The sequence below is a fragment of the Synechococcus sp. R6-5 genome, from assembly GCF_047461775.1.
Lineage (GTDB): Bacteria > Cyanobacteriota > Cyanobacteriia > Thermostichales > Thermostichaceae > Thermostichus.
The window spans coordinates 1-14,515 of record NZ_JANSHV010000224.1; the positions used below are offsets into that span (position 1 = coordinate 1).

General features: G+C 58.7%; 15 protein-coding genes. 6 read left to right on the forward strand and 9 right to left on the reverse strand.

From position 1 onward, the window contains the following. Positions 1–57 precede the first annotated feature (57 nt). Together NW818_RS11445 and rpsN are read right to left on the reverse strand one after the other, a co-directional pair. On the reverse strand, positions 58–690 hold the full coding sequence (locus NW818_RS11445; protein ID WP_414424617.1) for a ribonuclease D: 633 nt from the start codon (positions 688–690) through the stop codon (positions 58–60). A 57-nt stretch (positions 691–747) separates the two neighbouring features. Continuing rightward, positions 748–1,053, reverse strand: coding sequence for a 30S ribosomal protein S14 (gene rpsN, locus NW818_RS11450; RefSeq protein WP_011432985.1), 306 nt, complete (start codon positions 1,051–1,053; stop codon positions 748–750). A gap of 199 nt (positions 1,054–1,252) precedes the next feature. Between rpsN and NW818_RS11455 the strand changes: the two genes are divergently transcribed. After that, entirely contained in the window at positions 1,253–1,567 is a 315-nt protein-coding gene (locus NW818_RS11455; protein WP_414424618.1) for a hypothetical protein, read from the forward strand. Here NW818_RS11455 and NW818_RS11460 read toward each other — a convergent pair. Together NW818_RS11460 and NW818_RS11465 are read right to left on the reverse strand one after the other, a co-directional pair. Further along, positions 1,564–3,099, reverse strand: a complete 1,536-nt coding sequence (locus NW818_RS11460; RefSeq protein ID WP_414424619.1) for a YcjF family protein — start codon at positions 3,097–3,099, stop codon at positions 1,564–1,566. The genes NW818_RS11455 and NW818_RS11460 overlap by 4 nt on opposite strands. An 83-nt stretch (positions 3,100–3,182) precedes the next feature. Continuing rightward, entirely contained in the window at positions 3,183–3,674 is a 492-nt protein-coding gene (locus tag NW818_RS11465) for a cytochrome c oxidase assembly factor Coa1 family protein (protein ID WP_414424620.1), read from the reverse strand. Positions 3,675–4,194: 520 nt separating this feature from the next. Between NW818_RS11465 and NW818_RS11470 the strand changes: the two genes are divergently transcribed. Next, complete coding sequence (locus NW818_RS11470; protein ID WP_414331733.1) at positions 4,195–4,509, forward strand: hypothetical protein; 315 nt, start codon at positions 4,195–4,197, stop codon at positions 4,507–4,509. Between the two features lie 251 nt (positions 4,510–4,760). Here the strand turns inward: NW818_RS11470 and pcrA are convergent, their stop codons facing one another. Then, on the reverse strand, positions 4,761–7,121 hold the full coding sequence (pcrA, locus tag NW818_RS11475; RefSeq protein ID WP_414424621.1) for a DNA helicase PcrA: 2,361 nt from the start codon (positions 7,119–7,121) through the stop codon (positions 4,761–4,763). A gap of 132 nt (positions 7,122–7,253) precedes the next feature. Between pcrA and NW818_RS11480 the strand changes: the two genes are divergently transcribed. Together NW818_RS11480 and NW818_RS11485 are read left to right on the forward strand one after the other, a co-directional pair. Beyond that, positions 7,254–7,886, forward strand: a complete 633-nt coding sequence (locus tag NW818_RS11480) for a hypothetical protein (RefSeq protein ID WP_414331728.1) — start codon at positions 7,254–7,256, stop codon at positions 7,884–7,886. An 86-nt stretch (positions 7,887–7,972) separates the two neighbouring features. Beyond that, positions 7,973–8,662, forward strand: coding sequence for a hypothetical protein (locus NW818_RS11485; RefSeq protein WP_414424622.1), 690 nt, complete (start codon positions 7,973–7,975; stop codon positions 8,660–8,662). Between the two features lie 3 nt (positions 8,663–8,665). Here NW818_RS11485 and dapF read toward each other — a convergent pair whose 3' ends face one another. Both dapF and psbN read right to left on the reverse strand, forming a co-directional pair. Then, a complete protein-coding gene (dapF, locus tag NW818_RS11490; protein ID WP_414424623.1) occupies positions 8,666–9,535 on the reverse strand; it encodes a diaminopimelate epimerase in 870 nt (289 codons plus the stop codon). A gap of 26 nt (positions 9,536–9,561) precedes the next feature. Continuing rightward, positions 9,562–9,693, reverse strand: coding sequence for a photosystem II reaction center protein PsbN (psbN, locus tag NW818_RS11495; protein WP_011432995.1), 132 nt, complete (start codon positions 9,691–9,693; stop codon positions 9,562–9,564). 202 nt (positions 9,694–9,895) lie between these two features. On the opposite strand from psbN, the gene psbH reads away from it, so the two are divergent. Next, a complete protein-coding gene (gene psbH / locus NW818_RS11500) occupies positions 9,896–10,099 on the forward strand; it encodes a photosystem II reaction center phosphoprotein PsbH (protein ID WP_414331336.1) in 204 nt (67 codons plus the stop codon). 93 nt (positions 10,100–10,192) lie between these two features. Here psbH and NW818_RS11505 read toward each other — a convergent pair whose 3' ends face one another. Continuing rightward, on the reverse strand, positions 10,193–11,332 hold the full coding sequence (locus tag NW818_RS11505; protein ID WP_414424624.1) for a PQQ-dependent sugar dehydrogenase: 1,140 nt from the start codon (positions 11,330–11,332) through the stop codon (positions 10,193–10,195). 229 nt (positions 11,333–11,561) lie between these two features. On the opposite strand from NW818_RS11505, the gene NW818_RS11510 reads away from it, so the two are divergent. Then, positions 11,562–13,958, forward strand: a complete 2,397-nt coding sequence (locus NW818_RS11510) for a glycoside hydrolase family 31 protein (RefSeq protein ID WP_414424625.1) — start codon at positions 11,562–11,564, stop codon at positions 13,956–13,958. Here NW818_RS11510 and NW818_RS11515 read toward each other — a convergent pair. Next, positions 13,951–14,418, reverse strand: coding sequence for a peroxiredoxin family protein (locus NW818_RS11515; protein ID WP_011432999.1), 468 nt, complete (start codon positions 14,416–14,418; stop codon positions 13,951–13,953). The genes NW818_RS11510 and NW818_RS11515 overlap by 8 nt on opposite strands. Positions 14,419–14,515: the final 97 nt, after the last annotated feature.

The window sequence follows — 14,515 nt, forward strand, 5'->3', positions numbered from 1 at the left end:
TATGGTGCGGGCCTCCAGCCCGAAAATTCGGTGACTGTCTATCAAGTAAAGCCCCGCCTACTGATGTTCGAAGACGTTACTGAAGCCCAACAGATCCAGCTCTACCAAAGTAGGCAAATGTTGGAAACACTGCTGCGCCAACTCCCAGCGTTCTTCCCGCCGTAACATCTCCGCCAACTTGTGGCGCACCGGGATCAAATAGCGAACATCGTTGGCGGCATATTCCAGCTGTTCGGCGGATAGCGCGTGGACGGCTCCCCAATCGGAGCTTTGGGCAGCTTTGTTGAGTTCGACCCCGCACAGCTCGCTCACCACATCTTTGAGGCTGTGTTTGCTGGTGTAGGTGCGGGCCAGTTTGCTGGCAATTTTGGTACAAAAGACAGGCCGCACCCGGATCCCCAGGTGATAGCGCAGCATGGCCAGGTCAAAGCGGGCGTAGTGGAAAATCTTTTCAATGTTGGGATCCGTCAGCAGCCCCGCCAGAAGGGGGGCCTGCTTTACTCCACGGCTCAACCGCAACAACACCACCTCGCCGGCAGGGTTGGCGATTTGCACCACGCAGAGCCTGTCCCGCTGCGGGATCAACCCCATCGTCTCCGTATCCACAGCCAAGTGGGGTTCCCCGGCCAGGGCCTTTGCCACTGCAGGGGTGAGATCTTCGTCGCAGAGCTGGAAAGGTTGCAGGCCCACTCAGGATCTCTCAAAAGGGTGTTTTGGCTGCATAACCAAGCGGCGAAGGCCAGGCAACTACCAGCTAGACTTGACCACACCTGGCAATAAGCCTCTGTGGGCCATTTCCCGCAGGCTGTTGCGGCACAGGCCGAAATCGCGGAAGTAACCCCGGGGACGCCCGGTTTTCCAGCAGCGGTTGCGCAGGCGTGTGGGCGAGCTGGCCCGAGGGAGTTTTTGCAGTTGGGCGTGCAGCTCCATGCGGGTGGCCTGGTCGATGTTGGGATCGGCCATGGCCGCTTTCAGTTGTTGGCGCTTCTCCCGATACTTCTCGACCAAGCGTTGGCGCTTTTTCTCCCGCTCGATCATGCTCTTTTTAGCCACGGCTCACTGTTTCCCCAGATTTTTCAGCTTTACTAGGATAACGAGGAGCAGCGGCTCCAAGCAAGGGGATCCCAGGCCCGCCCACGGCCATCCTCGCCAATGTTCATCCCTCCTTTTCCGGTCTCCGTAGGATCCCTGAGGCCAGCCCCTCGGCTTCGGGGCAATCTACTTTTTTTATAGGCGAGGTTGGTGTTGGGTGATGGCCATTTCCAAAGTGATCTCGTTTATCGCCGCCAAGTTTAGGGTTTCCCCAGAGCAGATCGAGGCCACGCGCGTGATTCTCCACAAGCCGCCGGCTCTGTTGGCAGTGCTGAAGTCGGCCTCTCCACTGCCCAAAGAGGTTTTGCAGGATCCCAGTTTGGCCTATATCTATCCTGCCGCCTTCATTCAATGGTCGAAGTGCATGCATGGCTTGGCGGATTGGGACACTGGGCCGGCACTGAGCTACGCCGATTATGTGGCGCAACTGAAGCTGGCCTTCATGCCGACGGATATTGCCCTGAGCGGCCATTAGGGATCCCTTGGGTTGGCCATCCCATTTCGGAAGATGCGCCGGGAAGCCTCGCGGACAAACTCTTTGAGCCAACCGGATTTTTGGGTATTTTGCACCTGGGCTTTGACCACCGCCTGCATCCCCCCTTCTCCCCAGCTTTGGTTGTGCTGGAAATACTCAATGAAGCTCTTGCCGGCAATGCGGGTGAGATAGCCAGCACTGGCTGCCTGAATGGGGGCTGTCGCCAGAAAACCGACGACGCTCACTTCGGCAACGGTGGCCAAGATCCCCGTGGTCAGTTGGATCGCTCCTTCCACCAAGCCCAAGCCGGCTAAGGTTTTGGCCAGAGACAAGGCCAGCTCCCGCCCCTGCTGCAGATCCATCTTGCAGCCGTAAAGGGATCCCAGTTCCACCACCATCTGGGCGTTGATGGCGGCAATGGCCAGCAAATCCACCGCCGGGATGGGGTTGGCGAACACCACTCCTGTAACAATCCACTGAAAGCGATCGATCACCTCCTCCGCCTGCCGGCGCAGTTGGGCTTGGAGAATCCGCTTGGCCTCTTCCCCCAACTGTTGCGATTGCAGCAGGGCATTGTCCAAGGCCAGGGATCCCCCCTCGGCATAGAGCACCGCCTGCACGCGATCCCGCACCGCCGCCACCTCCGGCTCCGGTCGCCAGGTTTGGGATCCCACCCGCACAGGGGCTGGAGCAGCGGCAGCTATCAACACATCCTGAGGTGGAATCAGGGGATGAACCCGCTCCCGCAGGCGTTGCAAGAGGATCTGCCGTTCTTCTGAGGTGTAGCGATCCGCTTTGTTCAGGATCAGCAGGGCCCGCTTGCCCAGGGCGATCAACCGGCGCAAGGGATCCACCTCTGACTGGCGCAGATCCCCATCCACCACCACCAGCAGCAGATCGGCAGCTTGGGCTTGGGCTTGCGCCTCCTGTTCCCGCATCACCCCTGCCGGGCCGATCTCCAAAATGCCGGGGCAATCCAGGATCTGCACCGGCTGCGGGATCCCAGGCAAGTTCCAATCGTAACAAGCCACCGCCTGGGTGGTGCCCAGAGTGGCCGCCACCGCCCCCGCCCGCCGCCCCAGCAGCGCGTTGACCAAAGAAGTCTTGCCCGCCGACCCAGTGCCGAAGACCACCACCTTCAGCTGGGGCTGGGCCAACTGTTGGGCCAGCAGAGCCGACCGCTCCGCCAGCGCTGCCCGCGCCACTTCATCCTGGATTTGCGCTAGCTGCGCCTCCAGTTGAGCCAAGTTCTGTTGCGCCGCTTTCCGCTTTTCCAAAGCCGTCTCCGGCAAGGCAGGGGGTCTCCTGCTGGGGGCGGGTTGGCGAAACAGAAACAAGTAGTAGATGGCAGCGGCCAAAAACACCAGCAGCAGCAGCAGCAGCACCCCAATCAACAGCCCCCCCAAAATCGGGTGGTAGCGGGTGGCGTAGTACAGATCGAGAAACGATTGGATCAGCCAGACGATCAGCCCGGTGAACGAGGCCAACAGCGCCAACAGCAGCAGCAAGCGCAGGTAAGGGAGCGACCGCATAGGGATCCAACAAGGCCACAACCGTTCGCGTCAGCGGGACGGAGTCCTTTTGACTCTACCCGCGGCTGAGCATATCCGGCTACCTAGATGTCGCCTTCTGGCTGCAGGGGCAGGGCTTCTCCATCCGACTCTTCCTTTTCACACCGAGATTCCCCCTCGATGACCTGAATGGCCTGCGGATCCCCGTCAACTTTCACCTGCAGATGGCGCAACTGCCATGCCGAGCCGGCCATGCCCCGCTCCGATTCCACAACCACATCGCCGGTGCGCTGGGCCCCTGTAATCAAAAAAGACAGACACACCCAGCCCGCTTCCTCATCTTCCTGAAAGCGCAGCCGCGAGGGCCATCCCGGCCTCAGGGGCTCTCCCAAACGTTCCACCACCACGGCATTTTGTTCGAGCTGCTCCACCGCCAACTGGTAGGTGCGATAGGCTCCTGAGGCACGGATCCCATTCCAGATCAGGATCCCTGCCCCCGCCAGCCCCAAGCCCAGCACCGCCAGTAGGCCCAGACAGCCGCAGCCACAGCAGCCCAGAGGGGCAGCACAGCCGACTTTTTGTGGAGTTTCTGACACGGCCAATCGCCACTACAGAATGCCCCCACCCTAACACAAGGCTGTTGCTCATCCTCTATGCCTTCATTGCCGACAAGGTACAGACAAAAAGCCAAGCAACCCTACGCCATTTGTCGGTGACGAACATCGCTTCTCAGTTCCGTATTGCCACAGATATCTGTTACGGCCTCAAACAACAGCTCGAAAAATCATGGGATCAGCACCTCTTTGGCAAGTTCAAGCAACTCACTGTTGAGTCTAATTTTGTACTGCGGTGAGGATGGGATCCCTACGTATCCAATTGTTGGCTCTGCTCCCACTTCGATTAGAAAGGCTTGTGACACAAAGATTTTAAGCTTTTCGCCTACACGGAATCCGGATGGCTCAGAAGGTCAATGGGTATCTGGAAAGCCCTGTTTCCGAGCACCGAGAAAGAAGACAAAGTGCGCGCATACCGAATCCGCTATTTGGCGGAGTCAATATCAGAGGGATTTGTCGAGAATAAGAGCAGCAAAAGGTCTCCATCCAATCGCCTAAACCTATGGATGAAGCGACAACCATAACCGTGCAGCAGATCATTCAAACCGCCATGATGACCGGTTTGCTCACCGCTGCTCAGGAACACGAACTTAACGTAAGGCTATTTCGAGAGGAGTGCTCCGAAGCCGACCTCTTCCTGCTGCGCCGTCTACACCGCTGCCTACGCCAGGGATCCATCCGCCAGATCCCGGCCCTGAACAACACTGTAGCGGTTGGCCGCTTTGGCCCGCCCCTGCGCCTGGTACCGGACAGAGCCGAGACAACTCAGTCCCAGCCGACTGGGTTAAGCCTGGCGAGGGATCCCAAGACCGGGTAGTCAAGCAATTACAAGCAATTAGTGACGAGGGGGCAGAGGTAAGGTCGAGGGTTGGGCAACGGTCAAATCAGGGAAAGGGGGAGCTGAGGTTTTGCTTTCCCCGTCGTGCAGCAACACATATAAAGCAAACACATATAAAGCAAGGGATCACCAACGACGTCAACGGCAAGGCAATCTCGAATGAGCTACGGACTTCTACAGCACTTCCCTTTGCCTCTCTTCATCGCTGGAGCCCTTCCGAGTTCAGCCGCCTAGCTAAGCTTTTGAATAGGAGCGATACGGGGATCCAAGATTTTCTGTTGACCGATAGCGGGAAACCTCACCGCAATCGTGACCCGTTCACCACTGCCGAACACATGGGTAATCTGGCCTTGTCCGAATTGGGGATGTTGCAAACGATCTCCAATCGCCCACTGTTCTGAACGGCTTTGGCGGCGATTGGGCCTGGCCTTGGGTGCATCTGAAAGGGACAGTCCACTGCCGTGGGAGAGCTGTCGAGAAACGGCTCCGCGTCTGTCGAATTCGATTAACTCTTGGGGCAGTTCACTTAAAAATACCGAAGGAATAGCTGGTTCGCGGTTGCCGTAGAGCATCCTTTCCCTGGCGTGGCTGATATACAACTGCTCACGGGCACGGGTAATGCCCACGTAGCAAAGGCGTCGCTCTTCTTCCAAAGCAGCGGGATCCTCCAAAGCCCGGAAATTGGGAAACAGACCCTGCTCTACCCCCACCAAGAACACAACAGGAAACTCCAAACCTTTGGAAGAGTGCAACGTCATTAGCGAAACTTTCTCAGCGCCTTCCTGAAGGTTGTCCAAGTCGGAAGCCAAAGACACATTGCTCAAAAAAGCCTCAAGGCTGGGATCCTCCTGTTCTTCCTCGAATTGGCGGGCGGCATTGTAAAGTTCCATCACGTTGGCCGCTCTTTCTTCGGCTTCGTCTGTACCCTGTGCCTTGAGATCCTCCAAATAGCCGGAATCCCTTAGCAACCCTTCGATAAGGGTGGCGGCTGAAGTCTGAGAAGCCTGTCGATGCCAGTGCTGAATCAACTGAGCAAACTGAATGACAGGCTTAGCCGAACGGCCCACCAAGCTACTTACAGAGGTTTCGTCGCTGAGAATTTCCCACAAAGGCACGTTGAGAGCCGCCGCCGCTTCGGTCAGCTTGTCCAGAGTAGATTTGCCGATGCCACGGCGCGGCACGTTAATAATTCGCAGCAGGCTAAAGGAGTCGGCAGGGTTAGCCACAACCCGTAAATAGGCTAGGACATCCTTAATTTCTTTGCGGTCGTAAAATCGCAGTCCGCCCACCACCGTGTAAGGGATCCCCCACCGCAGCAAGACCTCTTCAAAAGGACGGGATTGAGCGTTGGTACGGTAGAGAATGGCAAAATCTCCCCAGGAAAAAGCATTGGCATTTTGGCCGTGTAATCGTCGGATGGTATTGACGACAAACTCCGCCTCTGCAATCTCGTCATCCGCCTGATGAAGGAAAATCGGACTTCCTTGCTGACGGGTTGGCCTGAGAACTTTATCAATGCGCTCTGTATTTTTCTCGATGAGAGCGTTAGCTGCCTGCAGAATGGTAGCTGTAGAGCGATAGTTCTCCTCCAGCTTGATCATGGTGCGGGTATCATCATCCGGGAGACCATCTCCAAAGGTCTCTTGAAACTCCAGCAAAATGGTAAAATCTGCCCCGCGAAACCGATAGATGCTTTGATCGGCATCTCCCACCACAAAGATCGATCGGTTTCTCCAATCCAACCGAGATCTGCAGGTCTCGCCGTTGGTGGCCAACAGACGAATCAACTCATACTGAGTGCGGTTGGTGTCTTGGTATTCATCCACCAAAATGTGTCGAAATCGTTGGTGCCAGTAAGCCAACACCTGCTCGTTTTGTCGAAAAAGCTGCACTGGTATCCAAATCAAGTTATCAAAGTCCAGAGCATTGTTGGCTGCCAGTTGGTCTTCATAGATTTCGTAAACTTGGGCAATGGTACGGCCACGGAAGTTGGGCTGATTGCGCTCCAGGTCGGCAGGAGTCCAACCTTGGTTTTTGGCATTGCTAATGGCGTAGCGTACCGACCTTGGGTCAAACTTGCGCTCATCCAAGTTCAGTTGCTTGGTTACAATCTCCTTCACCAGAGATTGGGCATCTGATTCATCGAAGATCGAGAAGTGGCGAGTCCACTTGCGCCCCTTGGGATCCTGATATTTTTCGATCTCCAGGCGCAGGATCTGGGCAAATAAGCTGTGGAACGTGCCAATCCAAAGAGGCTTAATCCAGCGGTGGTAAACAGCAGATTTTAGTCGCGTTGCCTGGGCCGGCTCCAATTCCTCTAAGGGGATCCCAAATTGTTCTTGAGCTTCTTGTTCGGCAAAGAGCTGCTCAATGCGCTCTTTCATCTCACGGGCGGCCTTGTTGGTGAAGGTCACGGCCAAAATTTCTCCTGGATCCACCCGATAGTGGCGAACCAGGTAGGCAATGCGGTGGGTGAGGGCGCGCGTCTTGCCGGAACCTGCCCCGGCAACCACCAGCAGCGGGCCACAAAAGTGTTGCACCGCTTGGCGCTGAGAAGGGTTGAGGACATCCAGCAAAGAGGCGTGAGTCATGGCCAGCAAACCAGAAACTGCCTTCCATTATGGGCACCAACCCAATGGGGATGAGAAGCCCAGAGGGCATTTTGGAGCACCAAAGATGAAGATCGGTTAAGATTTGGCCGGCCCGCTCCAGAGCTCCCCGCCATGAACCGAGTGCTGTCCTGCTGCTGTGCCCCGGCTAACCGCTGCTGGCTTTGCGTTCAAAAGAGACTTGTGGCTTTGGGGTTTGCCACCCTTGCCCTGCTTTCTCAAGGTGCGTTCGATCCCGCCCAAGCTGGCAACTGCCCCAGCAACGGCAACCCCAAAACATCTCTTGACCTCAAGGTGGAAAGCGTTTCTGGGGATCGGCTTGACCTAAGTCGGTATGAGGGCATTCAAGCGTTGATCTTGACCAACAGCCAAACCCGCTCGCAATCGGAAGCCCTCTCCAAAAGTTTGGCCCTGGAGTTTGGGCAAAACCCTCGGCTGCGCCAGATCGTGCTGGTGGATGGCAGGGGGCTGCTGCTGGTGCGCCACTTGGTTTTGCAGGCCATCCGGGAGAGTGTACCGACGGATCCCCGCCTGGTTTCTCCGTTTGTGTATGTCTCGGTCGATTTTGAGGGAGCAACCATCCAGAAGCTGCAAGAAATAGCCGCTGCAGCTTTGCCTGGGATCAATTTTCGCCGCCAGGCTGTTTTGTTGCTGTTGGACGGCCAGGGAACTCTTCTGAGCGGATTTGCCGACTTGGAGCAATCCAACCTCAGCATTCGCCGGTGCATTCGCACCCTCATGGGATAGTCCCACTTCCCTTTCACACCGGCAACGCCTCTCCTCTGCTGCTCTGGCCCAAGCCATTAAACTGGTCATACCGGTCATGTTGAAGCTTGAAGTCAACCATTCGAACGACGGTTCACTGTTTACGGGATCCCATGCGCCGCCAGCTCAAAATCTTGAACCAAATCCTCGATTACAAGCTTGCCAACTTGCGGCTGTTTGGCCGAGCCGAGCTGAAGGGGCCTGTTCTCAACGTGCTGCTGGAACGGCTGCCGGGCGATGTGGTGGATACCCTGCAGGTGATGGAGGTGGTGCGCAGTGCGGTGGAAGCCTCTCTGCTGCAAGGGTTGCGCAAGGTCAACGTTTACCTTTGGTGCCGCGGACAAACTGAAGAAGCGCCGGAGTGGAGCGAAAGCTTTGCTGTAGAGCCATTGGTCTTGGCCCACCCCAAGGAGCTCCGAAGCCTTGCTTTCAACTATCGACAAGACTATCCCGGCATGCGGGTGCTGTTTTTCTGCCTGGGCCTTTGTCTGGGCGGCTTTTACCTGTTGGGGGGCTGGGAGCAGACAGGTTGGATCGATTGGATCCCCGTAGGACTGGCCTTCGCCTTGGGGGTGATCTTCCCCTGGCTCAAACGCTCCCTCAGCCAGTTTGTACACCCTCTATTTCTCCGCCTTGGCCTGGGCTTGGGCTTGGTCTTATTGGGCCTGGCAGTGGCGCTGATCTGGCGGCAGGGCTGGAGCGTTGCCTATGGGCTCCTCGGCCTCCTGGCCATCCTCCTGTTGGGTCTGGGAGCCTAGTTCTCAACCGGCAGTGGTGCCGCTGAAGACGTGTAGGGCAGGGCCGGTCATCCACACGTGCTGTGTGCTCGGATCCCAGCGAATCTCCAGATTTCCTCCCGGCAGTTCTACTGTAGCTTGCGATTCTGCGCGCTCCTCCAAAACAGCAGCCACCAAAACAGCACAGGCACCCGTCCCACAAGCCAGCGTTGCCCCTGCTCCCCGCTCCCAAACCCGTAGGCGCAGACGAGTCGGGCTGAGCACCTGCACAAATTCGGTGTTGGTGCGCTCAGGAAAGGCCGGATGATGCTCAAACAGGGGGCCCACAGCCGCCAAATCCAGCTCCTCCAGGGATCCCTCTTCTTCCAGGAAGACCACACAATGGGGGTTGCCCATGCTCACCGCCGTCACCCGCCACTCTCGCCCGGCCACTGCAAGCGGCTGCCGAATGACCTTCTCATCCGGTTCGACCAAGGTGGTGGGGATCTGCCTGGCCAAAAGGCGAGGGATCCCCATGTCCACTGTGACCAGCCCATCTGCCCGCACCTGCGGCACGATTCGCCCCGCCAAGGTGTGGATCTGGTAGGCGCCATCCCGACCTGGGATCCCCAAGTCCTGCAGAAAGCGGGCCAAACAGCGGATCCCATTGCCGCACATCTCCGCCTCGGAACCGTCGCTGTTGAAGAGGCGCATGCTGAAATCTGCCCCCTCCTGCCCTGGCAGCAGGAAGATAACCCCATCGGCTCCCACCCCAAAGCGGCGATCGCAAAGGGCGACGGCCTCTTCCGGGCTCAAGCAGGGCTGAGACTGCCGGCGGTTGTCCACCAAGATAAAATCGTTCCCCAACCCCTGGTACTTGTGAAAGGAGAGACGGGGGGTCAACCGAGCAGACATTTACCCAGATATCCCAACGACAGGCCTTAATCCTCGTGCATCTCGTAGGGATCCTGCAAGTCCTTGGAAGGGGGGCCAAAGGCCGTGTAGATGGCAAACGCAGTGATGCAGATGGTAACTGCCGCAATCGCCACAATCAGGGAAAAGGTGGGCTCCATATCGTTGTCTTTGATCCTGAGAGTATTCGACTACAGTATTACACAAGTTTACAATTCATTGCCCAAGACAAAAAGGTTCGGCCAGATTCTGATAGCGTGATTTTAAAAGGCGGCTGCTTTGGCGGTGCTGAGCACCAGGGATCCGCCTTCGAGCCTGCTATCTTCGACTTCGTCAACGTGTTCGGTTTCTAAGCGAGAACCTATGGCCATTCGTACCAAACTGGGCGATCTGCTGCGTCCCCTCAACTCGGAATACGGTAAAGTGGCTCCCGGCTGGGGCACCACGCCCCTGATGGCGGTCTTCATGGCCCTATTTGCCGTCTTCCTGTTGATCATCCTGCAGATCTACAACAAGTCGCTGCTTTTGGAAGACATTAACGTCTCCTGGGAGAGCCTCAGCTTTTGAGTTCCCCAGCCCTACTCTGGAGAAAATCCCCGTCCCGCCAGACGGTTGCAAGCGGGATCAAGGCAGCTCCTCTTCTCCTCCGAGCCGATGCCTTCAGGGTGCTGGCTCCAGGCGCAGCAGGGATCCATTCGGGGCGTCCGTCAACAGGTAAAGGAGTCCATCCGGCCCCTGCCGCACATCGCGAATGCGGCCCACCGCCCCCTCTAAGAGACGCTCTTCTGCCACCACGCGCTCTCCATCCAGTACCAGACGGGCCAAGTGTTGCCCGGCCAGCGCCCCCACAAACAGGTTGCCCCGCCATTCTGGGAAAGCCTCTCCCGTGTAGAAAGTCATGCCAGAAGGAGCGATAGAGGGCGTCCAGTGCAGCAGAGGGGAAGCCAAGCCGGGAGCTGCCGCCAGTCCTTGGCCGACGGGTTCCCCCGTATATTCTCGACCGTGGGTGATCAAGGGCCAGCCGTAGTTGACGCCGGGGGCCAAGATGTTGATCTCGTCTCCACCCTGGGGCCCATGCTCGTGGGACCAAATCGCTCCCGTCTCGGGGTGGCGGGCTATTCCCTGGATGTTGCGGTTGCCGTAGGTAAAAATTGCCGGCAAAGCCCCCGCTCGGCCGACAAATGGGTTGTCCGCCGGGATCCCGCCCGCATCCGTAATGCGCAACACTTTACCGGCAGAATCCCCCAAATCTTGGGCTCGATCCCGTTCTCCCCGGTCTCCGGTGCTGATGTAGAGAAATCCCTGTTCATCAAAGGCCAGGCGGGAGCCAAAGTGCTGTTGAGCGGGGGTCTTGCGCTCCATGTCGAAAATCACCTCCAGATCCTGGAGTCCCTTCTCCCCCAAGCGGGCCCGCGCCACTCGGGTTCCCCCGCCGCCCGGCCCAGGAGCGGCATAGGACAGGTAAATCCAGCCGTTCTCTGCGTAATTAGGGTGCAAGGCGATGTCCAGCAGGCCCCCCTGTCCGCGGGCAAATACTTCTGGCACACCGGCTATTGGCTGGGGATCCAATCCCTGGGGGGTAACTCGGCGCAGCCGCCCTGGTCGTTCGGTTACCACGATTGTCCCATCTGGCAGAAAGGCCATCCCCCAGGGATGCTCCAGCCCGGTTGCCAGAGTCACGACCCGAAAACGCTGCTCTGTTCTGGCTCTGGGCAAGGCTTGGGCATGATCCCCCTGTTGCAGGGCCATCACCGTTTCAGGGCTGACCGGATAGGCCACCACGGCAGGGGGGGCGGACAACCCTCCCAAAAGCAGTAGCGCGGAGAGAAGTTTGCTCGCCGGGATCCTCATGGCCATTGCCGCCTCGTTTTCGCGATGGATTCTGGGATCTGAGCTAACCGATTATTGCCGCTGCTCTTCTGGAGAGGGGTACCGATGAGGGTAAAACCCACTGCGGACCAGAGTGGGCAACCCCCTGTCCCCTCCCGGCCATAGGCTAGCCTTGAGAGCAGCAATCTGTCTCCAAAGCATGCTGGAACCTGGCGAGATCTTGGGACTCGATCCCGCGGGCGCGAACGGCCAATCCCCCGCCCGCCCGCCCCAAAGGCAAACTTGTGGATCCCTGCAACAGCTCCAGGCTCACTCTCGCGGGATCCACCTCATCTGTGCCCAGGGCTGCTGGTCTATGCAGGTGCTCACCCCCCGTCTGTTTCGGCTGCGCTTTAGCCCCAGCGGAGCGTTTTTGCCCCGTCGTTCCTGGGATGTGGCTCCAGCCGATGAAGAGTGGCCGCCGGCTCCCTTTGAACTGCAGGAAAGCTCCACCCAAATCCACCTGTCCACCTCCCAGGTGCAAGTTCAGATCGATCGGGATCCCCTCCGGTTCAGTTTTCAAGACTCTCAAGGGCAAGAGTTTTGCGCCGATGTCTCCTCTGGGCTTACCTGGGGATCCGATAGCATCCGCCTGGTCAAACACCTCCACCCTGCCGAGCACATCTATGGCCTAGGGGAACGGGCGGGGCTACTCAACAAACGGGGTCGGCGCTACAGCCACTGGACTCGCGACTGCTGGAACTACGACGCCCACAGCGACAATCTCTACCAGGCCATTCCCTTCGCCCTGTTTCTTCGCCCCAACCTCTGCTACGGGCTCTTCCTGCACTGCACCCACTGGAGCCAGTTCGACCTGGGCCAGATCGATCCCGAGCAGTGGGCCATCGAGGTGCGCACCCCCGAGCTGGATTACTACCTGATCTACGGCCCCACCCCGGCCTTGGTGCTCGAGACCTACACCCAACTCACTGGGCGGCCTCCCCTTCCTCCCCTCTGGGCCTTGGGCTACCAACAGTGCCGCTGGAGCTACGCCAGCGCCGCTCAGGTTCAAACCGTTGCGCAGCAATTTCGCCAGCGGCAGATCCCCTGCGACGTCATTTACTTGGATATCGACTACATGCGCGGCTACCGCGTCTTCACCTGGGATCCCCGCCGCTTCCCCGAACCGGCCCGGCTCATGGCCCAACTCCACGAGGCTGGCTTCCGGGTGGTAGCCATTGTGGATCCCGGCGTCAAGTTCGAGCCCGAAGCCGACTACGCCGTCTTCGACGAGGGCTTGGCCCAGGATTTCTTTATCCGCCGCGCCGACGGCCACCTCTTCCATGGCTACGTTTGGCCAGGCAAAGTCCTCTTTCCCGACTTCTTGCGCCCCGGAGTGCGGCAGTGGTGGGGATCCTGGCAACGGGTTCTCACCCAAGCCGGTGTGGATGGCATCTGGAACGACATGAACGAGCCGGCCCTCAACGACCGCCCCTTTGGAGACGGCGGCCAGATCGTCGATATCCCCCTCGATGCCCCCCAAGGCCCACCCGACGAACCCACCACCCACGCCGAAGTTCACAACCTGTACGGCCTGCTGATGACACGCGCTTCCCGTGAAGGCTTGGAACAGCTCAACCCCAACCGGCGCCCCTTCGTGCTGACTCGCTCCGGCTTTGCTGGGATCCAGCGCTGGGCTGCCGTCTGGACAGGCGACAACCAATCCTCCTGGGAACACCTGGAGATGTCCCTGCCCATGCTCCTAAACCTGGGCCTGTCGGGAGTTAGCTTTGTCGGCGCGGACATCGGCGGCTTCGGTGGCAATGCCACTCCCGAGCTGTTTGCCCGTTGGATGCAAATGGGAATTCTTTACCCCCTCATGCGCGGCCACAGCGCCCTGGGCACCCGCCCCCACGAGCCTTGGAGCTTTGGCCCAGAGATTGAAGCCATCTGCCGGCAGGCCATCCAGTTGCGCTACCAACTGCTACCCTACCTCTACAGCCTCTTTTGGGAGTCCAGCCAAACCGGATCCCCCATCTTGCGCCCCCTTCTCTACGAGTTTCCCGACGATCCGCAAACCTACGAGATCTCAGATCAAGCCATGCTGGGATCCGCCCTCCTAGCTGCCCCTGTGGTTCGGCCTGGCGTGCGGTGCCGCGCTGTTTACCTACCCCAGGGCACTTGGTTTGATTGGTGGACAGGTCAGGCCCACACCGGCCCCCGCTACATTCTCGTCCCTGCCCCTCTCGAACAACTGCCGCTGTTTGTGCGGGGTGGCTCCGTTCTGCCTTTAGCTCCCCCCTGCCCGTCCACCGCCCACCTGCGCCGTGACCAACCGCACCTCAAACTCTACCCCGGCAACGGCAGCTTCACCCTCTACGAAGACGACGGGGAAACCCTCGCCCATCGAGCAGGAGCCTGGGCCACCACCCTCTTCCGCTTGCGACAGCAAAATGGCCAGCTCATCCTGGAGATCGAGGCCCGCCAGGGCAACTGGAGCCCGCCCCAGCGTAGCTGGCTTCTGGAGCCCCTTGGCCACACTCCCCTCTCCCTGCCGGACACCGGACAGCCGCAACGGGTTCTCTGGCCCACCCCAGAGGATCCCCCGTTTAGCTAATCGCCCTCACGGCCTCCAGCAGCTCCCGGTTGTCTCGCTTGAACAAGGGCAGCCACTCCACATGCTGGTAGCGTAGGATCCCTTGGCTATCCACCAAAAAATAGGCCCGCCGCGTCCCCAGCAGGCTGTCCACCCCGTACTGCTGGCTCACGGTTCTGTCCACATCGCTCAGCAAAGGAAACTCCAGCTTAAGCTGCTCGGCAAAGGCTTGGTGCCTGGAGAGGGGATCGCTGCTGATCCCCAAGATCTCGCAGCCCGCGGCCCGGAAAGCTTCCCAATCCTCCCGAAAGCAACGCATCTCGCTCGTGCATACCGGGGAAAAATCCGCCGGGTAAAAGGCCAGCAACACCTTGCTCTTGCCCCGGTAGGCCGCCAGTGAAATCTGGGCTCCCTTTTGGATCCCTTTCCCCACCGCAGGCAAGCTAAAGTCAGGAGCAACAGCCCCAATCACAATCCCCATAGACCCGTCTAACCCAATCTGAGCTCACTTCAACAGTCTAACGGTGGATCCGGATCCCTTCTGGCTTCAAAAAATTTTGGGTTGGATATCTTGACGG

Bases quoted from the DNA above. Each gene is read 5' to 3' on its own strand.
- NW818_RS11455 (WP_414424618.1), top strand. From the start codon at position 1,253: ATGGCCATTTCCAAAGTGATCTCGTTTATCGCCGCCAAGTTTAGGGTT.
- NW818_RS11460 (WP_414424619.1), bottom strand. From the start codon at position 3,099: ATGCGGTCGCTCCCTTACCTGCGCTTGCTGCTGCTGTTGGCGCTGTTG.
- NW818_RS11470 (WP_414331733.1), top strand. From the start codon at position 4,195: ATGGATGAAGCGACAACCATAACCGTGCAGCAGATCATTCAAACCGCC.
- pcrA (WP_414424621.1), bottom strand. From the start codon at position 7,121: ATGACTCACGCCTCTTTGCTGGATGTCCTCAACCCTTCTCAGCGCCAA.
- NW818_RS11480 (WP_414331728.1), top strand. From the start codon at position 7,254: ATGAACCGAGTGCTGTCCTGCTGCTGTGCCCCGGCTAACCGCTGCTGG.
- dapF (WP_414424623.1), bottom strand. From the start codon at position 9,535: ATGTCTGCTCGGTTGACCCCCCGTCTCTCCTTTCACAAGTACCAGGGG.
- psbN (WP_011432995.1), bottom strand. From the start codon at position 9,693: ATGGAGCCCACCTTTTCCCTGATTGTGGCGATTGCGGCAGTTACCATC.
- psbH (WP_414331336.1), top strand. From the start codon at position 9,896: ATGGCCATTCGTACCAAACTGGGCGATCTGCTGCGTCCCCTCAACTCG.
- NW818_RS11510 (WP_414424625.1), top strand. From the start codon at position 11,562: ATGCTGGAACCTGGCGAGATCTTGGGACTCGATCCCGCGGGCGCGAAC.
- NW818_RS11515 (WP_011432999.1), bottom strand. From the start codon at position 14,418: ATGGGGATTGTGATTGGGGCTGTTGCTCCTGACTTTAGCTTGCCTGCG.